Below are 23,474 nucleotides of genomic sequence, written 5' to 3'. Positions count from 1 at the left end.
GCGCCTGTCGCGCGGGACTGCTCCGGCCGGAGGGTCCGTGAGTCCCGCGCTCAGCCTCCGGCCCGGCTCCGTACGGCTCCCTCCCGGCACTTGCGGGCGAGGACGGCCCAGGTGACGCCGAGGAGGAGCAGCGCGAACCCGGCGAGGACCAGCCAGCCGCGGGCCGCCGGATGCGCGAAGGTGTCGCCGTACGAGCGCAGCAGCGGCGGCCCCAGCGGTGAGGCTCCCCGGCGCCACAGCGGCTCCAGACCGACCCCGCTGCCGAGCGCCTCGAAGGCCCAGCGGTTGGTCATGGCCCAGCTGATGACCTCGCCGGGCAGCGGCATTCGCGGCACCGGCACGAACGCGCCCGAGAACAGCACCTGCGGAAAGCACAGCAGGGGCAGCATCAGCGTCGCCTGTCCGGGTTCGCCGACCGCGGCAGAGGCGAGCAGTCCGAGCGCGAGGGCGGCAGCCGAGGCCAGGACCGCTGAGGTGAACAGCGATCCGTACACCTCCCATCCGGCCGCGGGCAGCCGGTCCAGGGCGCGCAGCACGGCCAGCAGGGTTGCGTCCGCGACCGCGAGCAGCGGCAGCACGGTGGCGACCTTGGAGGCCAGATAGGGGCCGATCCGCACTCCTGCGATCCACTCCCGGCGTACCACGGGGAGTTCCGTGCAGATCTGGAGCAACCCGTACGTCAGCCCGAAGAAGAACGCGCTGAACGCGATCCAGAACATGATCATCGCGGTGGTGCCCGGATCGGGTGAGGAGGCGTCGAAGGCGCCCGGCCGGAACAGGACCACGAACATCGCCACGATCATCACGGGTGATCCGGCCAGCACGGCCGCGGTCAGCCGGTTCCGCCACATCAGGGCGCCGGCCCGCCGGGTCAGCAGCAGCCACTGACGCACGGCACCGGAGCGCGGCCGGGTGGGGGCCGCCGCGGAGCCGGGCGCGGAGTCGGAGACGTCCATGGCCCCCGCCTCCGACGTCATGGAGTCCTGCGCCCGGGAGCCGCCGGCCACGGCCTCGTAGACCTCCTCCACCGTGCCGACGCCGAACGCCGCGCACAGATCGGCGGGTTCGCCCGTGTAGGCGAGCCGGCCCGTGGGGGAGAGGAAGACGACCCGGTCGCAGCGCGGCAGGTCGGCGAGGACGTGTGTGGTGAGCACGACGGTCGTGCCGTCCTCGGCGAGTGAGCGCAGTGTGCGCAGCAGCCCCGCGGCCGTCACCGGGTCCAGACCGGAGGTCGGCTCGTCGAGGAAGAGCACGCGCGGCCGGGTGAGCAACTCGGCGGCGATACTGGCCCGTTTGCGTTCGCCTCCGCTGAGCGCGCCGACGGGTGTGTCCGCCCGGTCGGTGAGTGAGAGGACGTCCAGCACACGGTCCACGCGTTCGTCGATGTCCCCGGGAGCCGTGCCCGGTGGCAGGCGCAGCCCCGCCGCGTACACCAGCGTCCGCCGCAGGGGGAGCTCGCGGTGGATGACGTCGTCCTGCGGCACGAACCCGAACCGGGGCCCCGGCCGTCCGGGCGGTGCGCCGTCGTGCAGCACCCGCCCACCCGTCGGCGCGCGCAGGCCCGCGAGCGTCTGCAGCAGCACGCTCTTGCCCGCCCCGCTGCTGCCGACGATCACCGTGATGCGCCCCGGGTCGGCGTCGAAGGACACCTCCCGCAGGACGCGCCCGGCGCCCCGAACGTCCTGGTCCACCCGGTGCGCCCGGATCCGCAGTCCGTCGATGCGTTCGGACGATGCGGTGGCCGTGGGGGCGGAGCGCGGGCGCATGGGGGTCGGCATGCGGGCAGCATGCCAGGGCACAGGCCGTTCGTCTCCAATTCGACCTGAACGCCTACTCGTTGAGCGCCCATCACGCGGCGGGGCGCCGTTGTTCACCTGATGCACGGTGTGTCACGAGATTGTTCCGGGCATGCCAACGGTGCTCCGCGTACCCCCCACCACCGTGCTCAGGAGGACGCAGTGAAAATGCAGAAGCGCTCGAGATTCCGCAGAACGTCGGCCGTCGTCGCGGCCGCCGCCGCGCTCGTGGTCGCCTTCCCGGGCGTCGCGCTGGCCGCCCCGCCGAAGGGTCTGCCCGCCAACGCGGACGCACTGGAGCAGACGTTCCAGCCGGCCTACGACTACGACACGGACGGCTGCTACCCGACACCCGCCATCGGCCCCGACGGAACGCTCAACGGCGGTCTCAACCCGACCGGTGCGCTCAACGGGAACTGCCGCGACGCCTCGGATCTCGACAACACCAACGGGTACTCCCGTTACAAGTGCAACAACGGCTGGTGCGCCATCATCTACGGGCTGTACTTCGAGAAGGACCAGGCGCTCCCCGGCACGAGCCTCGGCGGTCACCGTCACGACTGGGAGCACGTGGTCGTCTGGGTGCAGAACAACCAGGCGCAGTACGTCTCCACCTCGGCTCACGGGGACTTCGACATCTACGGCCGCGACCAGATCCGCTGGGACGGCACCCACCCGAAGGTCGTGTATCACAAGGACGGCATCGGCACCCATTGCTTCCGTCCCGCAAACAGCAACGACGAGCCGCCGGAGAACCACTACCACGCCTGGCAGTTCCCCGCCCTGGTCGGATGGAACGGCTACCCCGCGGGAGTCCGCGAGAAGTTGAGCCAGGCCGATTTCGGCAGTGCCCACTTCGGCCTGAGGGACGACAACTTCGCTTCCCACCTGGCCAAGGCCAAGCCGTCCGGGATCACGTTCGACCCCAACGCCTGACCGCGTGCGCGTCGGCGCCCGTGACTCACGGGCGCCGACCGTCCGGGTACGGGACGTCCGCATCGATCAGCGTCCGGCGAACCCCTGAACTACTGGTCTGTACCAAAGCCTTGACAGTCCCTTACTTCACTTCTTAAATCGCGGTCTGAAGTAACAGCTCCCCCACCCCCCACGCAGAGAAAGGGAGTGTCATGGGCTCCCAGACCGCCGCTCGCGCCGCCTTGGCCGTGTCCCTGCTGGCTCTGTCCGCAACCGCGCTGTCCGCGTCCCCCGCCGCCGCAGCGACCGGAACCATCACCGGACTCGCGGGCAAGTGCCTCGACGTCGCCGGCGCCAACTCCGCCAACGGCACCCCGGTGCAGATCTACGACTGCAACGGCACCACGGCCCAGCAGTGGACCGTGGGCGCCGACGGCACCATTCGCGCCCTGGGCAAGTGTCTCGACGTGACGGGCAATTCGACCGCCGACGGCGCCCGCGTCCAGCTGTGGTCGTGCACCGGCGGCGCGAACCAGAAGTGGACCGTCAGCGCCGCGCACGACATCGTCAACTCCCAGGCCGACAAGTGCCTCGACGTCACGGACAACAACTCGGCCAACGGCACCCCGACACAGATCTGGACCTGCTCGGGCGGAGCCAACCAGAAGTGGACGGCGCCCTCGTCAGGCGGCACCGCCCCCGCCGCGCCGATGGCCGTGGCCCCGTACCTCTACAACGGCTGGGGCGACCCGCCGAGCCCCACCACCGTCACCAACGCGACGGGCGTGAAGTGGTTCACGCTGGCCTTCGTGCTCAGCAACGGCTACTGCAACCCCCAGTGGGACGGCGGCCGTGCGCTCACCGGAGGGGTCGACCAGCAGACGATCAACACGGTCCGGGCGAACGGCGGCGACGTGATCCCGTCGTTCGGCGGTTACAGCGGCAACAAGCTGGAGAGCTCCTGCTCCAGCGCCGGCGAGCTCGCGGCGGCATACCAGAAGGTCATCAACGCCTACGGTCTCAAGGCGATCGACATCGACATCGAGGCCGACGCCTACAGCAACCCGACCGTCCAGCAGCGCACGGTCGACGCCCTGAAGACGGTGAAGGCCAACAACCCTGGTCTGAAGGTGTACGTCACCATCGGAACCGGGCAGAGCGGCCCGGACACCAGTCTGATCAACCGGGCCGCGGGATCGGGCCTCACGGTCGACAGCTGGACCATCATGCCGTTCGACTTCGGCGGAGCGGGACAGAACATGGGCACGCTCACCCTGCGGGCCGCGGAAGGACTGAAGACGGCGCTGAAGAACGCGTACGGCTACAGCGACGACCAGGCCTACCGCGACATGGGCATCTCGTCGATGAACGGCATCACCGACCAGAACGAGACGGTCACCGTCGCCGACTTCCGCACCATCCTCGGCTACGCCCAGCAGCACCATCTCGCGCGACTCACCTTCTGGTCCGTCAACCGTGACCGCCCCTGCACCGGCGGCCCGGCCGACAGCTGCTCCGGAGTGAGCCAGCAGGCCTGGGACTACACGCGCGTCTTCGCCTCCTACACCGGCTGAACGAGCCGTCCCCCACCCCCACAACGGCCGGCGAGCAGTCGGCCGAGGAGGAACCGTGTTCCCATCCCTGTTCCGCCACGGAGCGGGCCGCCTCCGGCGTGTCCGCCCCGGAACGGCAGCCGCACTGGCGCTGGTCACCGCCGCGTCGGCGCTGACGGTCGTCTCCGCGGGAGCCGCCCCGCGCGCCTCCGCCGCCGCGGCGGCGCTGCCCACGAGCTGGGCGACGGTCGTCAACAGCGGCAGCGGCAAATGCCTGGACGCCCGGGCCGCGGGCACCGCCAACGGCACCGCCGTGCAGCAGTACTCCTGCAACAACTCCACGGCCCAGCAGTGGAGTTTCACCTCCACCAGCGACGGCTACCTCCGCATCAACAATCGCAACGACCCGGCACAGGTCGTGGACGTGACCGATGTGTCCACCGCCGACGGGGCCCCGCTCCAGCTGTGGGCGTACGGCGGTGGCGACAACCAGCAGTGGCAGCCGGTCGACGAGGGCGGTGGCGCCTACCACTTCGTGAACCGGCACAGCGGCAAGTGCCTCGACGTCCCCGGCGCCTCGACCGCGGACAGCGTGCAGCTGACGCAGTACACCTGCAACGGCACCGCCGCCCAGCGCTTCCAGGTGTCAGCCGTGTCCAGTTCTCCCGGTGACGTGGACCTCGGCCCGAACGTGGTCGTCTTCGACCCGTCCATGCCGTCGTCGACGATCCAGAGCAGGCTCAACTCCATCTTCCAGCAGCAGGAGACGAACCAGTTCGGCTCCCAGCGCTACGCCGTGATGTTCAAGCCCGGCACCTACAGCAACGACGTGAACGTGGGCTTCTACACCCAGGTCCTGGGACTCGGCCTGTCACCCGACGCGGTGACGATCAACGGCGCCGTGCACGCCGAGGCGGACTGGTTCCAGGGCAACGCGACGCAGAACTTCTGGCGCGGCGCCGAGAATCTCTCGGTCAACCCGACGGGCGGCACGGACCGCTGGGCGGTGTCGCAGGCCGCGCCGTACCGGCGCATCCATCTGCGCGGCAACCTCGCGCTGGACGACGGCGGCTGGTCGAGCGGCGGCTATCTCGCGGACAGCAAGATCGACGGGCAGGTGCGCTCCGGCAGCCAGCAGCAGTGGCTGACCCGCAACTCCCAGCTCGGCAGCTGGACGGGCTCCAACTGGAACATGGTCTTTGTCGGCAGCCAGGGTGTGCCGGCCACGAGCTTCCCGAACCCCCCGTACACGACGGTCGATCGCAGCCCGGTCACCCGTGAGAAGCCGTTCCTGTACGTCGACAGCGCCGGCGCCTACCAGGTGTTCGTGCCGTCGGTGCGCACCAACTCGACCGCGACGAGCTGGGCTTCAGGTTCACCGGCCGGCACCTCGCTGCCGCTCGACCAGTTCTTCGTCGTCAAACCCGGCGCGACGGCGGCCCAGATGAACGCGGCCCTGGCCGCCGGCAAGAACCTGCTGGTCACCCCCGGTGTCTACCATCTGAACCAGACCCTGAAGGTGACCCGTCCCGACACCGTCGTCCTCGGTCTCGGCCTGGCCACACTCGTTCCGGACAACGGCATCACCGCGATGACCGTCGCCGACGTGGACGGAGTCTCTGTCGCGGGCCTGCTGTTCGACGCGGGCACCACCAACTCGCCGACAGTGATGGAGGTCGGGCCGTCCGGCTCCTCGGCCTCCCACGCCACCGACCCGACCTCGCTGCACGACGTGTACTTCCGCGTCGGTGGCGCGGGTGTCGGCAAGGCGACCACCAGCCTCGTGGTCAACAGCCGCAACGTCATCGGCGACCACATGTGGATCTGGCGCGCCGACCACGGCAACGGCGTCGGCTGGACGTCGAACACGGCGGACACCGGACTGGTGGTCAACGGAGACGACGTGACGATGTACGGCCTGTTCGTGGAGCACTTCCAGAAGTACCAGACGATCTGGAACGGCAACGGCGGGCGGACGTACTTCTACCAGAACGAGATGCCGTACGACCCGCCCAACCAGTCGGCCTGGATGAACGGCTCCACACAGGGCTACGCGGCCTACAAGGTTGCCGGCTCGGTGACCAGCCACCAGGCCTACGGCCTCGGCAGCTACTGCTACTTCAACGTCAATCCGAGTGTCACCGCCGAGCACGCCTACGAGGTGCCGAACACCTCAGGGGTGCAGTTCCACAACATGGTGACGGTCTCCCTCGGCGGCACCGGGACGATCCGGCACGTCATCAACGACCGTGGCGGACCGTCGAACTCCTCGACCAACGTGGCGAACCTGGTCAGCTATCCCTGACCCGCCCGGGGGAGAACCGCCGGCCAGTGGCTCCTGGCCGGCGGGCCCGCCGTCCGGCCGCGGCATCATCCGCCGCGGCCGGGCGGCGTCGGCGTTCAGGCTCCGCTCGCCCGGAGCATGTCCTCGCGCTCGACGATCTTCACTCGCTCACGGCCCTGCGGTTCGCCGAGCGCCTTCTCCGCGGCGTCGAGCCGGTACCAGCCGTCCCAGGTGGTGAAACGGACGTTGCGCTCGGTGAGGAACGCGTCCACCGACTCGGGGTCGGGGGAGGCGGGCGTGTGCAGGCGCCCGTTCGCGTGGTCGTCCAGCAGGTTGGCCACTGTCTCGTTGGCGTCACCCTTGGTGTGACCGATCAGACCCACGGGACCGCGGCGGATCCACCCGGTCACATAGGTGGACTGCAGGTGGCTGCCGCTCTCCTCGATGACCCGACCGCCCTCGTCCGGGACCGTGCCCGAGTCGATGTCCCAGGGCAGCTTGGCCACGGGGTCGGACAGGTAGCCCACGGCTCGGTAGACCGCGCTGACGTCCCAGTCCCGGAACTCGCCCGTGCCCTTGACGTTCCCGGTCCCGTCGAGGGCGGTGCGCTCGGTGCGCAGACCGATGACGGTGCCGTCCTCGCCGAGTATCTCGGTGGGCGACTCGAAGAAGTGCAGGAAGAGCTTGTGCGGCCGGTCGCCGACGTCCCGGATGGCCCAGTTCTCGAGCGTCTTGGCCACCATGTCGGCCTGCTTGTTTCCCCGCCGGGTTGCGATCGAACCCTCGTCGTAGTCGATGTCCTCGGGGTCGACGATGACCTCGATGGCGGGGGAGTGGTCCAGTTCCCGCAGCTCCATCGGGCTGAACTTGGCCTGGGCCGGGCCACGGCGGCCGAAGACATGGATCTCCAGCGCCTTGTTGGCCTTGAGGCCGTCGTACACGTTCGCCGGGATCTCGGTGGGCAGCAGCTCGTCGGCCGTCTTGGCCAGGACGCGCGCCACGTCGAGGGCGACGTTGCCGACCCCGAGGACGGCGACCTTCTCGGCCGTCAGCGGCCAGGTCCGCGGCACGTCGGGGTGGCCGTCGTACCAGGAGACGAAGTCCGCCGCACCGTAGGAGCCGTCGAGGTCGATGCCGGGTATGTCGAGGGCCCGGTCGGCCGTCGCGCCCGTGGAGAAGATCACGGCGTCGTAGAAGGCGCGCAGATCGTCCAGGCTGACGTCGGTCGGATAGTCGACGTTGCCGAACAGACGGATCTGCGGTTTGTCCAGCACCTGGTGGAGGGCCGTGACGATGCCCTTGATCCGCGGATGGTCCGGAGCGACTCCGTAACGGATGAGGCCGAACGGGGCCGGCATGCGCTCGAAGATGTCGATGGACACGCCGGGGTCGGTGGCCACCTCGGACTTCAGCAGCGCGTCAGCGGCGTAGATTCCGGCCGGACCGGCACCGACGACGGCTACCCGCAGGGGGCGGGGCATGATCAGTTCCCTTCGAGCGAGGACAGACGGCTCGATCGGAAACCTTAAACTAAGGCATGCCTTACCTGGTACTCGGGTCCGCTCTATGACCTCATAAGGCTACTTTATGCCCGTCGGCTCCATGGTCGGCTCCGGGGTCAGGAGCAGCATCGTGACGTCGTCGCCGATGGTGCCGCAGTAGTGGACGAGATCCCCCCACACCCGCTCCGTCGTCGCGCCGGGGTCGTCGTCGACAAGGCCCGGAAGCCGGTCGATCAAAGGGTAGTAGGTGCCGTCGGGGCTCCTGCCCTCCCAGATGCCGTCCGAGGCCAGGAACAGCCTGTCTCCGCGCAGCAGCGGCAGGGTCACCTCGTCGTAGGCGTCGTCCGGGCACAGGCCGAGCCCGAGGGGCGTGCCGGGGGTGATATGGACCTCCGTGGCCTTCCCGTCCTGGAGCAGCACGGGCGGCGGATTGCCGCAGACGATGATCCGCACCGTGCGGGCGTCGGGGGAGAACTCGAGCAGCGCCGCGGTGGCGAACAGTTCGGGACGCCGGGCCTCGGCGGAGTCGACGAGGAGCCTGCGGTCGAGCCGGGCGGCGACCGAGGGCAGGTCCGGCTGGTCGAGCACCGCCTCCCGGAAGGCGCCGAGCAGGGAGGCGACCGTCGCCACCGCGGACAGGCCGTGGCCCTGTACGTCGCCCATGACCACCCGTACCCCCCGGGGGCTCTCGCGCACGTCGAAGAAGTCGCCGCCGACGAGCGTCCCGCGCTGGGCGGCCCGGTACAGACCGGTGCAGCGGACCCGGCCGACCTTCTCGGGCAGCGGGGGGACGACGGCGTTCTGTGTCGCTTCCGCGACGGTGCGCTCCAGATCGAGCTGGGCGTCGCGGTGGCTGCGCACATACGACACGAACACGCTCAGCAGCGCGACGAAGCCGATGGTCAGCAGGTCGGTGTTGCCTGGGTGGTCCAGATGGAAGACCCGGGCGTGCTGCAGGGCGACGACCACGACGCCGAGGACGGCGGTCGCCGCCGGCCCGTAGGACAGCACGGCCAGCGGCGGGATGGCGCCCAGCAGGAAGCCGATGTCGAGCGGCTGGGGGCTGATCAGGGTGGCGATGCAGACGACCAGCAGCAGTCCCACGGGCATGATCCGCACCCACCACGGGGGCGGCGCACCGCGCAGCCAGCCCCGTCGGCTCCCGTCCCGTCCCTGCACCGTGTCCCGCACGCTTCGCACACCCCCACGCTCCTACGCGAAGCCGCGCGACGCACGCCGACGACGGCCCTCGACCGGTGGGAGCAGGCGCTGGTGGAAAGCCCCGTGACCGGCCTCCGGGCCGGTCAGGGCCGGTGAAGGGGGCCTGGGGCGCGCGGTGTTCCGCCGGTCCGGCTCCTCGTGGACGAGGTCAGGCGGGCCGTGCCGCGCCGTGGATCGCCGCGTTCCCCGCGAAGAAGATCGACTCCTCACGGATGTAGGACCCGGGGCCGGGCGCGTGGATCATCATGGCGTCGCCGGTGTAGACGCCCACGTGGCTGCTGGTGTCGTAGAAGAAGATCAGGTCCCCGGGCCGGATGTCCGTGAGGGGGACGGTCGTCCCCATGACCCCCTGCTCCTGCGCCGTGCGGGGAAGAGCGACCCCGGCGGCCTTCCAGGCGGACCGGGTGAGGCCGGGGGCGTCGTACGACTCCGGACCCGCGGCGCCCCAGACGCACGGCTTGCCGATCTGCGCACGCGCGAAGGCGAGTGCCTGCGCGGCCTTCGTCTCGTACCCGGATCCGGGCACCGCGCCGATACCGAGAGGGATCTCACCACCGGTGGTCCCGGCGAAGGCGTCCGGGGCCACGGAAACGTCGGCACCGGGAAACGCCTCGGGAAATGCCTGGGGAAACGCCTCGGAAAACGCCTCGGGGGAGGCGAAGGTGCCGGTGGAGGCGAACGCGTCGGCCGTGGCGAACGTGCCGGCCGTGAGGAAGGCGTCGGCGGCGGGGGCGCCGGTGATCGTGTCGGCGGGGGTGGCGCCGGGGTGGGTGCCGGTGGAGGCGAACGTGTCGGCTGTGGTGAACGTGTCGGCCGTGGTGAACGTGTCGGCGGTGAGGAAGGCGCCGGCGGCCGGGGTGGCGCCCGGGTAGGTTTCGGCGGCGCTCAACACGTCGGGCGTGGGGAACGCGGGGCTGTCGGTGAACGCTCCCGTCGGGACGCCGGCCGTCAAGGCGTCGGTCGCGGCGGGCGTGTTCCGGGCGACGAAGGCGCCGCCGGGGGTGAGTGCGTCGGTGACGAGAGGCGGTTCCATGACGGCCGGGGCCGGAGAGGTGAAGGCGGGGCCCGGGTCGAGGGCGGACTGCTGCTGCCACACGGCCGGGACCTCGGCGACGGGTCGTACCGGCTCCGCGGGCGCCGGCTCGAGCACCGGACGCATGCTCTGCGGCGCCGTGTGCTGGAGCAGCAACTCACGCGCGGCGGCCAGTTTCCGCCGGGACCGCTCCTTGGAGCTCCTCGGGGCGGACGACGAGGGCTTCGCGGCGGACGCCGGGAGCGCCTTGGGCGCCGGGGCCTGCGGCCGAGGCTGCGGAGCGGCCGACAAAGCGGCCACAGGACCGGCGGTCAGTTCGAGGGGCCGGGCGGTCGCCCGGCCGGCGGGCCCGGCAGTGAGCTCCGGAAGGGGACGGCCGCCCGGCTCACGGGAGCCGAGGTCGTCTCCGGTGCGATGCGCCGGGAGCATGGGCCGTTCCTCGGCGATCGGCATCCGGTCGGCGGGCAGCGCCGCCGGAACGATGGGTCCCAGGTTCGCGCGCGCCGCGTCGAACCACTGCCTCGCGATGGCGTCGAGCGTGGGATCGGTGCGTCTGCGCTCGCCGTCGACCGCCGGGTTGCCGCGCTTGCCGTTGCCCGCCGCGACGGCGCGGGTGGCGTTGAAGGTCCCGCTGTCCGTCTCGGCGCGGTCGTAGAGGCTGTGGATCCGTTGCTGGACCTCGGCGCGACTCGGCGCGTCGTGGCCCCCGGGACGGGAGGCGCCGGTGGGGGCGGAGTCGCGGAAGCCGGGGAGGTCGAAGCCTCCGGAACGCGAGGTTCGCTCCGACGCCATGGGGACGTGCTCCTTCCGTGCTCCGCCTGCCCGAGTGAGCGATGGGGGTCCCCGGGCCGCTCGGACCCCAGGGAGGGTTCGGGCGGACGAATCCGGAGGGCGTGTCCCACGGCCCCTGCCCGGTGGGTGGTCGGGCCGGTTCGCACTGCGGCCGATGGACCCCGGCTCCGGCTGTGCCGGTGGTGCACCGGACTCGGCGGAGGCCGTGCGACCCGGCGAGGTTCGCCGGTGGGAGTCGTACGGCCCGCCGACAACCTAGCCAACTTGTGTGGCCGGCGTGAAGATTGACGAGCCAAATGTCCGATACGTAATTGTGACTTTTATCTTGGTGCCTCGCGGGGAAGAGGGGCGCCGTTCAGGACGTGGCCGCTACCGGTGCCCGGTGGGCGACGACAGCCCGGGCCCGGCCGACGAGCACCGGGAGGAACGGCGAGGCCACTGTCGCTCCGACCGCCGCGGACAGGGCGATCGCCCAGGCCGCGGGGCCCAGCGGGGTGCAGCCGAAGAACTGGCTGAGGACCGGGGTCTGCACCACTGCCGCCAGCGCGGCCAAGGAGCCCAGGGAGGAGCCGACGATCTCCCAACTCCGGCCGCCGGCCAGCAGGGTCTGACCGAGCTGCGTGGCCACGAGGGCGACCAGGGCGACGGTACGGGCGCGGGCTGCACGACCGGTGAATCGGGCGGCGAGCCAGCCGGCCGTGGCACCGAGGGCGGTGGCCACGGCACGGCAGACCGTCTCCTCCGTGAGAGCGGTGCCCAGGGAGACCTCGGGGCCCTCGTGCAACAGGCGCTCGGCGGCCTCGGGGTTGGGCGGGCGCAGAGCGACCGCGATGGCCGGAGCGAGGTCGGTGAAGAGGTTCACCAAAAGGAGTTGACGAGCCGTCAGGGGCGAGGACCCGGTTGTGGCGGCGCCGAGGAGGGTGAAGGCGATCTCACCGAGGTTGCCCCCGACGAGGATCGCCAGGGCCTGCCGCACCGAGGCCCACATGGCACGGCCCTCCACGAGGGCGGCGAGCACCGTCTCCAGCCGGTCGTCGGTGACGACGAGGTCGGCGGCCGCCCGCGCCGCCGGGGTGGCCCGGGTGCCGAACGCGATGCCGATGTCCGCGAGCCGGATCGCGGGGGCGTCGTTCGCGCCGTCGCCGGTCATCGCGACGGTCCGGCCGAGGCGTTGGAATGCCTGGACCACTCGGACCTTGTGCACGGGGGTGCCGCGCGCGACCACTCCCACATCGGGCAGCAGCGCGTCGAGCGCCGAGTCGTCCAGGTCGTCGAGTTCGGCACCCGTCACCACGCGTCTGCCGTCCAGGACACCGAGTTCGGCGGCCGTGGTACCGGCGGTGCTCGGGTGGTCCCCGGTGATCATCACGATCTGCACGCCGGCGTCGGCCAGTTGGCGAACCGCGTCGGCGGCGGCCCCGCGCACACGGTCGGCGAACGCGAGGAATCCGAGGAAGTCCAGATCGCGTACGGCGTCGTCGGTGAGTCTGTCGCCGGTGGCATCCCGGAGTTCGGCGACGGCGAGGATGCGATGGCCCTCTGCCGCCAGCTTCTCGCCGGTGGCGAGAACGTCCGCGCGTCCCTCCTCGTCCAGTGGCCGGCCGTCCAGGGTGGCGCAGCGCTCGACGACCTCCTCCGGGGCCCCCTTCACGGACAGGACCGTGTGGCCCTCGGTCCGGCCCAGGGTCGCGTGGAAACCGCGGCTCGGCTCGAACGGCAGACTGGACAGGCGCTCCCACTCGGGCGCCCGCGTGGTCCTGTGTACGCCCGCCTCCTCGGCGCCCGTGGTGACGGCGCCGTCCGTGGCGTGCTCCAGTCCTGCGTCGCCGTGCGGGCGCGGGGTCGCCCGCAGGGCGGCGGCGAGGACCGCGCGCTGCTCGTCACCGAGCGACTCGAGGGGCCGGCTCTCCCCGTCGGCCGCGACGGCGACGAGGGAGATGTGCCCGTGGGTGAGGGTTCCGGTCTTGTCGAAGCACAGGACGTCGGTGCGCCCGGCCGCCTCGATGGTGCGGGGGTCCCTGACCAGTGCGCCGCGCACGGAAAGCCGCCGGGCGGAGGCGAGTTGGGCCGCGGAGACCAGGAACGGCAGCCCTTCGGGGACACTGGCCACGGCCAGGCCCACGCCCGCGCCGACCGTGTCCCGTACGGCCCGCCCGCGCAACGTGCCGGCCGCCATCAGCGCCGCCGCCGAACCGAGCGCCACGGGCAGCGTGCTGCGGGTGATCCGGGCCAGCCTGCGCTCCACCCCGACGGCGGGGGCGGCTCCCCGGCCGACCGCCGCGGCCCGGCTCGCCTCGGTCGCGGTACCGGTCGCGACGACGACGGCGCGGCAACGACCGGCGGCGATCGTGGTGCCGTCGTAGACCATCGACCTGCGCTCCGCGAGGTCCGATGCCAGGACGGGTGGGACGTCCTTGGCCACCGGGAACGACTCGCCGGTGAGTGCCGACTCGTCGACCTCCAGGTGATGTGCCTCCAGCAGGCGGGCGTCGGACGGCACCACGTCACCGGCGCTCAGGGCCACCACATCGCCCACGACCAGTGCCTGGGCGGGCACGATGGTCTCCGCGCCGTCACGCACCACCTTGGCCATGACGGCCGACTCACGGCGCAGCCGGGCCACCGCGCGGTCGGTCCGGTGCCGCTGGAAACCGCCGAAGAACCCGGACAGCGCGGTGACCGCCACGATGACGACGGCGTCGAGCACGGCACCCACGGACGCGGACATGGCCGCCCCGGCGCCGAGCACGGGTGTGAGCGGATTGGCCATCTCGGTCAGATAGGCACGGCCGAGCGAGGACGTGCGCGCCTGCTCACCGGTACCCGTGCCACGCCTTCGCACCTCCTCACCGGTCAGCCCTTCGACTCTGCTGCCGGTCCTGTCGAGCACCGTGGACGGGGCCATCGCATGCCAGGGATGACGGGTGGCGGCGGTCGACGGCTGTGGACGACGCAGCAGCCGCGTCGCCGACCAGACCCCGACGACGGTACCGAGCGCGGCCGCCGCGCTGAACGCCGTGACGCCGCGCTCCTCGGGCCGCGTCGACTGTCCGGCCAGCACCGCCGTCGCGCCCACGCCCGCTGCGGCCTGGGCGAGCCGGACTCCGCGGCGCGCGCTCTCCCGGGCACCACGGCAGGCGCGCACGAGGAGAAGGGCCGCCGCCAGGTCGCCGCCTTTCACATAGATGTCCGCGCCCCAGGGCGGGGCGCCCTTCGGGCCGGTCAGGCCGACGCCGACGTCCGCCGCTCGAAGGGCGTGCCGGTTGCGCGAGATGAGCAGCACCCCGTCGCCGTTCCGCTGGAGGTCCCGCACGGAGTGGGTCAGCCGTTCGCCCGCGTCGCGTACGGCGTCCGCCTCGCGTACCGCCGGGTCGCCGGTGTGCGCGCCCGCGACCACGATGGTCAGTCCGGCCGCATGGGCTGTGGGTACGAACGCGGCGGCGGCGTCGTGCAGCTCCGGCACCACGCTGATCACGGCGAGCAGCCGGTGCTCGCGCGCCAGTCCCAGCACGAGTCGCGCGCCTTTGTGCTCGAGGCGTTGCCGGGCCTCGGATCCGGTACGCCCGTGCAGCGAAAGGCGTTCGACGGGTCCCAGCTCCCACTCGCCGTCCCGGACGGCCTTCTCGGGTGCGGAGCCGTCGAAGAGCCGGTGCGTCATCGCGGCGAGTTCTCCCGCGGGGGCGTCCTCGTCGAGGGCGATCAGATCGGCCGGCAGATGGGACCCGGTGGCGAGGGCGTCCGTGTCGAGGAGCACGGTGCCGACCCGGTCCAGTGCGCGCAGGGCGTCGGAGCCGGGAACGAGGACCCCCCTGCGGGCGAGGCCCCGGCCGAAAGCGCAGGCGAAGGCTTCGCGGGCCAGCAGCGGCGCCTTGGGCACCGCCGCCAGAGCACTGCCGACCGCCTTCCCCGGCTGCCCGGTGACGAGGAGCGCGCCGGCAAAGGAGGCCGCGGCCACCAGGGGTGCGTGGTCGGCGTACCGCTCGACGGGTCCGCGCTTCAGCGGTGTACGGCGGGGCGGGGGCGAGGGCGCCACGCCGTGGGAAGCGGCCGCGGCGGTGCCGGTCAGGTGCGGTTCTGCGGCGGCCCAGGCGGAGCGCTCCGCGTCGGCCTCCATCACCCGGAGCGTGTGCCGTACGGCGTCCACCGCCGTCCCGAGGAGCCCACCGGAGCCTGCCTGGCCGAGCGCCGTCAGTCCGGCCATGAGCATCTTTGCGTTGTGGGTGCCCACCGCGCTCTCGACGAGAGACCTCAGCCGGGGCTGCGAGTCGATGATCGGGAAGAGGGAGGCGACCCAGGTGGGGACGGGCGCGCGCCGGGTCAGCTCGCTCGCCGCGGCGAGCGGCGCGGCCGCCATGTGGACGGCCACCGCCCATGCCGCCCGGCGGAGCGTGTCACCGGAGAGGGGATGATCGGGCAGCGGGTGTTCGACGCCATGGGCGTCCTCCGCGGCCTCGACGGCCTCGATGAGGACCGAAACGATCTCCTCCGTGTCGCACGGATCCTCCGTGGCGACGACGGCGTGTCCGAGCACGGTGTTCACCACGGCCCAGGCCACCCCGGGCACGTCCGAGAGCCGGCGCTGTACGTCCTCCGCCAGCTTCTCCGCCGTGGGTCCCGGCAGTTCGCCCTCGCTCAGGCCACGCACGGCGATGTGGGTGCGACCTTCGAACCGCCGTACGCGCTGTCGTGTGCCGTTCGCCAGCGCGGCGGAGGACGACACCACCGCCCGCAGCAGCCCGCCTCCTGGCAGTGCCACAGCGCATCACCCGCTCCCGTAGGAGGACGTTTCGGTCCAGCCGTATATACAGCAACAAACTGGATGAGTAGCCACAAATCGGCGATTCAAATCAGATGCGCGCGGATACCCGGTTCGCAAGGAGCAATGGGCACGCCGCAACAGGCGCGCTGGAACACGCCCACGCCGAGAGAGGAGGCCGGGGGATGGCCAAGCAAGGGCTGGAAGAGCAACAGAAGCGGCACACGCATGAAGGGGCGGGCCTGCACCTTCATACGCGAACGGTGCACCCCGCGTTGACGATCCCGTACATCACCAGGGGTGACATGACGAGTACGGCGAAAGCGGCGACGTCACGGATGCCCGGCATGCCCGCGAACAAGGACCTCGTGTTCTACGGGGGTCTGGGCGCGATGGCCGTGGCGGGCGCCCTCGAATGGCCGGTGGCCCTCGCCGTCGGCGGAGCCACGTACCTGCTGCGCGGGGGACGGGCACGCGCAGGCGGCGCCGACATGCCGAGCGAACACAACGGCGGAAGGCGCGGCTAGGACGGAAGTCGCGGCCAGGACGGACGGAAAGCCTGACCGGCGCCCGAGGCGCCCGGCGGTGAGACGGCGCCGCCGGGCGCCTCCGTCGCCGGTGCCGGTGCCGGTGACTGAGGGGGCGTGTCAGGCGGCGGCCGGTGCGGTGGCGGTGTGCAGGCGGCGCGAGAAGGCGGCCCACAACTCCCAGACGAGACGCATGAGGATCGCTTCGGCGAGCGCGACGCCGATCTTCGTCGCCACGGTGACAAGTATCTGGCCCATATCGGTCGACTTTCTGTTGGTGCGATGCGGCGGTCCGATATCCGACGATGCGGCCTTTTCGTCGGATGTGGGTGCACTGTGCCTGTACATCCGGTGTTTCTTGGGTTAACGGCAGAAGAACGAGATGACCGCCGTCCAACTGGCGTGTTCGCCGTTTTGGATTTTCTGTCCAGTGGTCTAGATTCTGAGTACAGCAACTGAGGCGTTCCGCGGGATCCGGGGAGGGTGCGTGACGATGCCGGACGAGTACGTCGCCGGGTGCGCCGAGGCGTTCGTGCGATGGGCGGGGGTGTTCCGCCACCGTGAGCCGACGGCCGCGGAGGTGAGCTGTGTCGGCTGAGGAGCAGGACGCCGTCATCGCGGCCCTGACGCCCGTCGTCGACGGCATCGTCGCGACGCTCGGCTCCTTCTGCGAAGTGGTCGTCCACGACTTCCGCCGCCCGGAGAAATCCGTCGTCGCCATCGCCGGCTCGGTCACAGGGCGTGCGGTCGGCGGGTCGATGAGCGAGATCGGCATGGGCCTCCTCGCCCGCGGCGACGAGGCGACCGACGAGCTGAACTACGTCACCCGCACCCCGTCCGGGAAGCTGCTCAAGTCGTCGACCATGCTCCTGCGCGACCCTTCCGGCACGGTCTTCGGCGCGCTGTGCGTGAACGTCGACATCACCGCCGTGAACCAGGCCCATGCCCTCATCGGTGAGCTGGCCGGGGTCACCGGAGCCACCGCCGTGCCCACCACCACGTTCGGCAACGACATCGACTCCGTGGTGGACGCCATCGTCGACTCCCACCAGTTGAGGCAGAACAAGCAGTGGTCGGAACTCAGCCGGGACGAACGTCTCGGCCTGTTCCGCAGCCTCGACGAGCAAGGGGTCTTCGCCGTGCGCGGCGCCGCCCAGCACGTCGCGGAACGGCTCGGGATCTCCCGGGCATCCGCCTACAACTACCTGGCCCGGGCCCGGAACGGACCGGAAGGCTCCGTCCCGGACGGCAGCGCCCCGACCCGCACAGATCAGGACGGAGTCCATTCATGACCGCCCCCTCCCTCGTCACCCTGGCGGACGTCCGCGAGGCCGCCGCCCACATCAAGGGCGTGGCGCACCGCACCCCGGTGCTGCGCTCGCGCACCCTGGACGAACTGGTCGGCGCGGAAGTCTTCGTCAAGTGCGAGAACTTCCAGCGGATAGGGGCGTTCAAGTTCCGCGGGGCGTACAACGCCGCCTCACGCCTGTCGGCGGACCAGGTGGCCAGGGGCATCGCCGCCTACTCCTCCGGGAACCACGCCCAGGCGGTCGCACTCGCCGCCCGTGAACTCGGCACCACGGCCGTGATCCTCATGCCCGAGGACACGCCGCGCTCCAAAAGGGAGGCGACCGCCGGTTACGGGGCGGAGATCGTCACCTACGACCGGTACACCGGGGACCGGGTGGCGATCGGTGAAGCGCTCGCGACCGACCGCGGCCTGGCGCTGATACCGCCCTACGAGCATCCGCACGTCATCGCCGGACAGGGGACCGCGGCCCTCGAACTGATCGAGGAGACCGGGGACCTCGACGCCCTGGTCGTGCCCGTCGGAGGCGGAGGCCTGATCGCCGGCAGCGCCACGGCCGCCAAGGGGCTGCGGTCCGCGACACGGGTCATCGGCGTCGAACCGGAAAACGGCGACGACACCAAGCGCTCACTTGAGGCGGGCCGGCGGATCTCGATCCCCGTGCCGCGCACCATCGCCGACGGCCAGGCCGCCGACACACCAGGAGAACTGACCTTCGCCGTCAACCGACGGCTGGTGGACGGCATCGCCCTGGTCAGCGACGAACAGATCCGCGACGCGATGCGTTTCGCCTTCGAGCGGATGAAACTCGTCGTCGAACCCAGTGGCGCGAGTGCGCTGGCCGCGCTGCTGGCCCACCGGATCGACCGCCTGCCGCGCAGGGTCGGGGTCATTCTGTCCGGAGGCAACATCGGCGCCGAGCGTTTCACCGAGATTCTCGGCGGCTGATTCGGCTCCGCCGGCGGTCGTGACGGTACGGCGCGGCCTCCCCCGATCACGCGCTCCGCTGCTCCGTTCCGGAACGATGCCGGAAACCGTTGGTGTGGATGCCCAGCCCGTGATGACGGTGCCGGTGCGCCGTGGGCGTGCGATGGAGGGCGATGAGGGCCACGTCGTCGTCGAGGGGACCGCCCGTGTGCTCGTGGAGGTCGCGCCGTATGTGGTGCAGGAGCGTCTCCGGACTGGCATGGGTCCACCGCGTGAGGCGGTCCGCCAGGGGGTAGAAGCTGCCGTTCTCGTCGCGTGCCTCGATGACGCCGTCCGTGTAGAGCAGGAGGGTGTCGCCCGGCTCGAACGAGAACACGTCCAGGATGTAGTCCGCCGGGCTTGTCGCGTGCACCCCCATCGGGGGCGACGGATGCAGGCTGGGCACGGAGACCTCGTTGCCGGGGCTCAGCAACAGGGGTGGAGGGTGACCGCAGCTGGTCATCCGCGTGACCGGATCCCCGTCGGGGATCTCCACCAGCAAGGCGGTCGCGAAGCGCTCGCCGAGCTCCTCGACCGGCTCGAAGTCGGCCAGGTACCTGCTCACGCTCTCCTCCAGGGAGGCCGCCAGGTCCGGCAGCGAGTCCTGCCGGTGCGCGGCCTCGCGGAAGGCGCCGAGAAGCAGGGCGGCCTCGCCGATGGCCGACAGGCCCTTGCCGCGCACGTCGCCGATCATGACGCGCACGCCGTTGTCGGTACGGGTCGCGGCGTACAGGTCGCCGCCGATCTGCGCCTCGTCCTCGGCGGCCAGGTACAGGCACGCGACCCTCAGGGGGCCGATCTGCTCCGGCAGCGGCCACAGCAGGACATGCTGTGCGGCCTCGGCCACCGAACGAACCTGGGCCAGCTGCCGGCGACGCCGGTCCCGGACGGAGCAGTAGACCACGATCACTATCGAGAGCAGCGCGAGCGTGCCGATCTGGACGATGTGGTTCGTGGTGGACAGCCCGCCGTGGAACGCGGCGATGATGGTCTGCGCGGCGACCGCCAGCGCGGCGACGAAGGCGGTCGACCGGGTGCCCGCGAACGACGGGGTGAGCGCCGGCGCGATGACGAGGGTGGGGCCGAGATGGACGTCCTCGGGCGAGTGGATGTCCACCAAGGTGATGACCACGATCAACGCGATGGGGAGAAGCAGCAGCGCGTGACTCGACTGCCACGGCTGCCGCAGACAGGCGAGTCTCGATCGGAGACCCATGTACTCCACCCTGCCTCGCCACCCGTGGGGTGGCCACCGGATGCCCCACGGGTGGCGAGGGGCGACATCGAACGCGTCGCTCAAGGTGACCGCGCGGGCCCTCCGGGCGACCGTGCGACGGCGGCGCCCGGCCTTGGCACACCGGAACATCTGTAAAGGGATGATCCCTGGGTACCCGCCGCACTGTGCCTGGATCCGTGCGGCGGGCCGACCGCCCTGCCGCCGCCGATCAGCAAGGAGGAGGCGCAGATGAGCATCGTCAAGGAGGCGGTGGACGTCGAGGTCCCCATCCACACCGCCTACAACCAGTGGACCCAGTTCGAGGAGTTCCCGAACTTCATGGGAGGCGTCGAGGAGGTCAGGCAGATCGACGACCGCCACAACCGGTGGACCACCAAGATCGTCGGAATACGGCGGGAGTTCGACACCGAGATCGTCGACCAGCTCCCCGACGAGCGGATCACGTGGCGCACCACCACCGGCGACTCGAGGCAGAAGGGCACAGTCCGCTTCCAGCGCCTGGACGACGCGCACACGCGGGTGGAGCTCGTGATGGACGTCGAACCGGGCGGAGCCCTGGAGAAGGCCGCGGACATGTTCGGGGTCATCGACCGGCGCGTCAAGGGCGACATGCGGCGGTTCAAGGACTACGTCGAGCGCCGTGAAGGCGAGTCCGGTGCCTGGCGCGGACGTATCAAGCCCGGTGAGTCCGGCCCGCCCCGGTGACACCGCGTACCCGAGGTTCCCCGGTCGGAAGGAGACCGGGGAACCTCGGCGTGGCCCGGGACGTTGCCGCCGCGCGCCCGCGCGGTGGCCGCAGCGGTGTCAAAGGGCCCGGAGCGGCTGCGGCGGTACGACGGAAGGGGTGCCGAACCGAACGGCGACTCCGGGGGAGTAGAGCACACTGACCGGCCCCTGCGTCATGGGAGGCAGACCGGCGGCGGTGACAAGACCGTCGTCCAGGTCCAGCAATTCGGCCCGGAACAGCGGCCACGGTTCGTGCTCGTTGGGCAGATGCACCGTACGGCCGTGCCATGTCACGTGCAGTCCCCATCGTGCCGTCAGAAACCTTTCCAGCCGGGTGGGTCGGACGATCGGGCGGCCGGTCCGCACGACGGCGCGGCTGGCGGGCCCGGCGGCCGCCGGGTGCCGTCGGCGGCAGCTGTAGGTGATGACGTCGCCCTCACGCCGCAGCCGCATCGCCGACCAGGTGTAGGGCAGCCTGACACCGAGCCGGCCCACCAGTGCCGGTATCAGCCGCGCCGCGTCCAGGGACCGGAACACCACACCGCGCCGGCCCTGTCCGTCCACCGAGTACAGGCGGACGTTGGTCTCGCAGAACGTGCCGAGAAACGGGAGTCCCGGTCCCGGGCCGAGACCGGCGCCGCGCATGAGGAACGGGACCAGGCCGACGTAGGTCACCCCGTCGAGGGTGTCGGGACGTGTCCCCGCCGGCAGCAGCGCGGCCACCCGGTCCGGCTCCACCGGCCAGTGCAGGAAGGTCAGTTGCCGCCAACCCTGCACGAGTACCGGCCGTCGCACGGGGCGCGGGGTGGACGGCGTGATCGGCTCGATCTCCATGTCGCAGCGTACCGGCACGGGGTGAGGGGCACGCAGCGGTGCGGACGGCGGTCCGCCCTCCGGCGGCAGCGCGGACGGACGGAAGTCGACACCTGCGCGGGTCGTGACCTGCGGGTCCGTGGGCCTGTACGGCGGGTGGGGATAGTGTTCGATCCAGGGCACGGGCCGGACACGGGGACCCGCACGTCATCGACCTGGAGGCGGCATGGCCGACAAAAAGACGGAAACGCTGCCACGCAAGACGTACGAGCTCGAACTGCTCCGCCTGCAGACCGAGTTGGTGAAGCTTCAGGAGTGGGTGCGGGCGGAGGGCGCCCGGCTCGTCGTCATCTTCGAAGGACGGGACGCGGCGGGCAAGGGCGGGACGATCAAGCGGGTGACCGAGCACCTCAACCCTCGGGTCGCGCGCATCGCGGCACTGCCCAAGCCGACCGAGCGCGAGCGCACGCAGTGGTACTTCCAGCGGTACGCGGAGCATCTCCCGGCGGCCGGCGAGATCGTGCTGTTCGACCGCAGCTGGTACAACCGGGCCGGCGTCGAGCATGTGATGGGCTTCTGCACGAAGGAGGAGTACCAGCTCTTCCTGCGTCAGTGCCCCATCTTCGAGCGGATGCTGGTGGAGGACGGGATCCTGCTGCGCAAGTACTGGTTCTCGGTGAGCGACGCCATGCAGCAGGAGCGCTTCCGGCGCCGGCTGGAGGATCCGCTGCGGCGCTGGAAGCTCTCGCCGATGGACCTGGAGTCGATCACCCACTGGGAGGCGTACTCCAGGGCCAAGGACGAGATGCTGGTGCACACCGACGTCTCCGAAGCCCCGTGGTACATCGTGGAGAGCGACGACAAGCGCCGGGCCCGGCTGAACATGATCGCTCACCTGCTGGGTTCCGTGCCGTATCACGATGTGACGCCGCCGGTGCTGGAGCTGCCGGCGCGGCCGGCGTCGACCGGCTACGAGCGCCCGCCGCGTGATCTGCAGACGTACGTCCCCGACCATGCGGCGGGTCTCTGACGGCGGGTCACCGGCGCGGGCGGATCGAGTGTCAGTCGTGCGCGACGACGGCGACGGGGGCCGCCGCGTGGTGCAGGACCGCGTGGGTGACCGAGCCGATGTGGGCGCCGAGCGGGCTGCGGCGGACACGTCGGCCGACCACCACCAGCGATGCCCGATGTGAGGCCTCGACGATGTGCTGGGCGGCAGGCCCGAACCGGGACTCGCCCTTCACCTCCACGTCCGGGAACTTCCGCTCCCACTCGCCCAGCATCTCGGTGAGCGTGGCCGTCCGCTCCCGTGCGACCTCGGCGTACAGGTCCACGCCGGCCGCCAGGCCGTAGGCGTACGAGGACGGAAGGCTCCAGGCGTTCACCGCGTGCACGGAGGTGCCGCGGCGGGCGGCCTCCTCGAAGGCGAAGGCCATCACGGAGGCATCGGGGGAGGCGATGTCGAGCCCGAGGACGACAGGGCCCGAGCGGTCCGCGGCGCGCTCTTCGAGCGCCCGGACCAGTACCACCGGTACCTCGGTGTGCGCGATCACGGCCAGGCCCACCGACCCGACCAGGAACCCTCCGATGCCGCTCATGCCACGGGACCCGAGGACCAGCACCACGGCACCCTTCGCCGCGTCAGCCAGCACGTCGGCGGGGTGGCCGGTGAGCTGTTCCTCGGCGATCTCCACACCCGGATGACGTGCCCTGAGCTCCTCGGCCGTCTCGCGCGGAATCCTCTCGCTCCAGTGCTGACTCGTCTCCGTGCCGAGGAGCGGGGCCTGCGCCAAGGGCTCCGGTGCGGGCTCCCAGACATGCACCAGCCTCAGCGGTACGCCGCGCAGCCGCGCCTCGCGAGCCGCCCACTCGGCTGCGGCTCGGCTCTCCTGCGAGCCGTCGATCCCTGCGACCACCGTGTGCGCCATCGCTCTGCCTCCCGGACTGAGTGTGTTCTCCACAGTGGCCGGGAGGGCGGCGGCCGCAGCAGGGGCCGCACGTCCCCCGACCGGGCCGACCGGCCCATCGGGCCGGTCGGCGGTCC

The 23,474-nt window shown here is 71.2% G+C and carries 17 protein-coding genes; 8 read left to right on the top strand and 9 right to left on the bottom strand.

The annotated features are described in order from the left end of the window. Positions 1–50: 50 nt before the first annotated feature. Entirely contained in the window at positions 51–1,778 is a 1,728-nt protein-coding gene (locus RCR19_RS03095; RefSeq protein WP_331263634.1) for an ATP-binding cassette domain-containing protein, read from the bottom strand. A gap of 186 nt (positions 1,779–1,964) precedes the next feature. On the opposite strand from RCR19_RS03095, the gene RCR19_RS03090 reads away from it, so the two are divergent. From RCR19_RS03090 to RCR19_RS03080, 3 genes are all read left to right on the top strand, one after another. Beyond that, the gene (locus tag RCR19_RS03090) at positions 1,965–2,732 is read left to right on the top strand and encodes an NPP1 family protein (protein WP_331263633.1); all 768 of its coding nucleotides are present in this window, start codon (positions 1,965–1,967) and stop codon (positions 2,730–2,732) included. 191 nt (positions 2,733–2,923) lie between these two features. Then, the gene (locus RCR19_RS03085; RefSeq protein WP_331263632.1) at positions 2,924–4,285 is read left to right on the top strand and encodes a lectin; all 1,362 of its coding nucleotides are present in this window, start codon (positions 2,924–2,926) and stop codon (positions 4,283–4,285) included. A gap of 151 nt (positions 4,286–4,436) precedes the next feature. Beyond that, entirely contained in the window at positions 4,437–6,569 is a 2,133-nt protein-coding gene (locus RCR19_RS03080) for an RICIN domain-containing protein (RefSeq protein WP_331269328.1), read from the top strand. A gap of 95 nt (positions 6,570–6,664) precedes the next feature. Here the strand turns inward: RCR19_RS03080 and RCR19_RS03075 are convergent, their stop codons facing one another. From RCR19_RS03075 to RCR19_RS03055, 5 genes are all read right to left on the bottom strand, one after another. Further along, positions 6,665–8,029: an FAD-dependent oxidoreductase gene (locus RCR19_RS03075; protein ID WP_331263631.1), complete on the bottom strand. Its 1,365-nt coding sequence runs from the start codon at positions 8,027–8,029 to the stop codon at positions 6,665–6,667. Positions 8,030–8,128: 99 nt separating this feature from the next. Further along, positions 8,129–9,160 carry a PP2C family protein-serine/threonine phosphatase gene (locus RCR19_RS03070; RefSeq protein ID WP_331269327.1) on the bottom strand — a complete coding sequence of 344 codons (1,032 nt, stop codon included), beginning with the start codon at positions 9,158–9,160 and terminating at the stop codon, positions 8,129–8,131. Positions 9,161–9,419: 259 nt separating this feature from the next. Continuing rightward, positions 9,420–11,096 (bottom strand): NlpC/P60 family protein, encoded by a 1,677-nt coding sequence (locus RCR19_RS03065; protein WP_331263630.1) that lies wholly within the window; start codon positions 11,094–11,096, stop codon positions 9,420–9,422. A gap of 355 nt (positions 11,097–11,451) precedes the next feature. After that, positions 11,452–15,852 carry a cation-translocating P-type ATPase gene (locus tag RCR19_RS03060; RefSeq protein WP_331263629.1) on the bottom strand — a complete coding sequence of 1,467 codons (4,401 nt, stop codon included), beginning with the start codon at positions 15,850–15,852 and terminating at the stop codon, positions 11,452–11,454. A gap of 86 nt (positions 15,853–15,938) precedes the next feature. Then, on the bottom strand, positions 15,939–16,106 hold the full coding sequence (locus tag RCR19_RS03055) for a hypothetical protein (protein WP_331263628.1): 168 nt from the start codon (positions 16,104–16,106) through the stop codon (positions 15,939–15,941). A 93-nt stretch (positions 16,107–16,199) separates the two neighbouring features. Here RCR19_RS03055 and RCR19_RS03050 point away from each other — a divergent pair, with 93 nt between their 5' ends. The 3 genes from RCR19_RS03050 (at position 16,200) to RCR19_RS03040 (ending at position 18,636) form a co-directional block, all read left to right on the top strand. After that, positions 16,200–16,379 (top strand): hypothetical protein, encoded by a 180-nt coding sequence (locus RCR19_RS03050; protein ID WP_331263627.1) that lies wholly within the window; start codon positions 16,200–16,202, stop codon positions 16,377–16,379. Positions 16,380–16,966: 587 nt separating this feature from the next. After that, positions 16,967–17,671: a PAS domain-containing protein gene (locus tag RCR19_RS03045; protein WP_331263626.1), complete on the top strand. Its 705-nt coding sequence runs from the start codon at positions 16,967–16,969 to the stop codon at positions 17,669–17,671. After that, complete coding sequence (locus RCR19_RS03040) at positions 17,668–18,636, top strand: pyridoxal-phosphate dependent enzyme (RefSeq protein ID WP_331263625.1); 969 nt, start codon at positions 17,668–17,670, stop codon at positions 18,634–18,636. The genes RCR19_RS03045 and RCR19_RS03040 overlap by 4 nt, the downstream gene beginning before the upstream one ends. Before the next feature lie 46 nt (positions 18,637–18,682). Here the strand turns inward: RCR19_RS03040 and RCR19_RS03035 are convergent, their stop codons facing one another. Then, the gene (locus tag RCR19_RS03035) at positions 18,683–19,870 is read right to left on the bottom strand and encodes a PP2C family protein-serine/threonine phosphatase (protein ID WP_331263624.1); all 1,188 of its coding nucleotides are present in this window, start codon (positions 19,868–19,870) and stop codon (positions 18,683–18,685) included. Between the two features lie 249 nt (positions 19,871–20,119). Here RCR19_RS03035 and RCR19_RS03030 point away from each other — a divergent pair, with 249 nt between their 5' ends. Next, entirely contained in the window at positions 20,120–20,596 is a 477-nt protein-coding gene (locus RCR19_RS03030; protein WP_331263623.1) for an SRPBCC family protein, read from the top strand. A 99-nt stretch (positions 20,597–20,695) separates the two neighbouring features. On the opposite strand, the gene RCR19_RS03025 is transcribed toward RCR19_RS03030, so the two are convergent. Then, positions 20,696–21,451, bottom strand: a complete 756-nt coding sequence (locus RCR19_RS03025; protein WP_331269326.1) for a DUF2071 domain-containing protein — start codon at positions 21,449–21,451, stop codon at positions 20,696–20,698. Between the two features lie 205 nt (positions 21,452–21,656). Between RCR19_RS03025 and ppk2 the strand changes: the two genes are divergently transcribed. Next, positions 21,657–22,460: a polyphosphate kinase 2 gene (gene ppk2 / locus RCR19_RS03020; RefSeq protein ID WP_331263622.1), complete on the top strand. Its 804-nt coding sequence runs from the start codon at positions 21,657–21,659 to the stop codon at positions 22,458–22,460. Positions 22,461–22,491: 31 nt separating this feature from the next. On the opposite strand, the gene RCR19_RS03015 is transcribed toward ppk2, so the two are convergent. After that, complete coding sequence (locus RCR19_RS03015) at positions 22,492–23,358, bottom strand: universal stress protein (protein WP_331263621.1); 867 nt, start codon at positions 23,356–23,358, stop codon at positions 22,492–22,494. Positions 23,359–23,474: the final 116 nt, after the last annotated feature.

Source organism: Streptomyces sp. WAC07094, assembly GCF_036320405.1.
GTDB classification, from domain to species: Bacteria; Actinomycetota; Actinomycetes; order Streptomycetales; family Streptomycetaceae; genus Streptomyces; species Streptomyces lannensis.
This window is presented reverse-complemented; position numbering and strand designations above follow the sequence as displayed.

What these genes read in the sequence shown, in the direction of transcription:
- RCR19_RS03015 (WP_331263621.1), bottom strand. Translation starts at nt 23,358, where the DNA reads ATGGCGCACACGGTGGTCGCAGGGATCGACGGCTCGCAGGAGAGCCGA.
- RCR19_RS03095 (WP_331263634.1), bottom strand. Translation starts at nt 1,778, where the DNA reads ATGCCGACCCCCATGCGCCCGCGCTCCGCCCCCACGGCCACCGCATCG.
- ppk2 (WP_331263622.1), top strand. Translation starts at nt 21,657, where the DNA reads ATGGCCGACAAAAAGACGGAAACGCTGCCACGCAAGACGTACGAGCTC.
- RCR19_RS03055 (WP_331263628.1), bottom strand. Translation starts at nt 16,106, where the DNA reads ATGAAGGTGCAGGCCCGCCCCTTCATGCGTGTGCCGCTTCTGTTGCTC.
- RCR19_RS03050 (WP_331263627.1), top strand. Translation starts at nt 16,200, where the DNA reads ATGCCCGCGAACAAGGACCTCGTGTTCTACGGGGGTCTGGGCGCGATG.
- RCR19_RS03085 (WP_331263632.1), top strand. Translation starts at nt 2,924, where the DNA reads ATGGGCTCCCAGACCGCCGCTCGCGCCGCCTTGGCCGTGTCCCTGCTG.
- RCR19_RS03070 (WP_331269327.1), bottom strand. Translation starts at nt 9,160, where the DNA reads ATGCCCGTGGGACTGCTGCTGGTCGTCTGCATCGCCACCCTGATCAGC.
- RCR19_RS03030 (WP_331263623.1), top strand. Translation starts at nt 20,120, where the DNA reads ATGAGCATCGTCAAGGAGGCGGTGGACGTCGAGGTCCCCATCCACACC.
- RCR19_RS03025 (WP_331269326.1), bottom strand. Translation starts at nt 21,451, where the DNA reads ATGGAGATCGAGCCGATCACGCCGTCCACCCCGCGCCCCGTGCGACGG.
- RCR19_RS03065 (WP_331263630.1), bottom strand. Translation starts at nt 11,096, where the DNA reads ATGGCGTCGGAGCGAACCTCGCGTTCCGGAGGCTTCGACCTCCCCGGC.
- RCR19_RS03090 (WP_331263633.1), top strand. Translation starts at nt 1,965, where the DNA reads ATGCAGAAGCGCTCGAGATTCCGCAGAACGTCGGCCGTCGTCGCGGCC.
- RCR19_RS03040 (WP_331263625.1), top strand. Translation starts at nt 17,668, where the DNA reads ATGACCGCCCCCTCCCTCGTCACCCTGGCGGACGTCCGCGAGGCCGCC.
- RCR19_RS03075 (WP_331263631.1), bottom strand. Translation starts at nt 8,029, where the DNA reads ATGCCCCGCCCCCTGCGGGTAGCCGTCGTCGGTGCCGGTCCGGCCGGA.
- RCR19_RS03035 (WP_331263624.1), bottom strand. Translation starts at nt 19,870, where the DNA reads ATGGGTCTCCGATCGAGACTCGCCTGTCTGCGGCAGCCGTGGCAGTCG.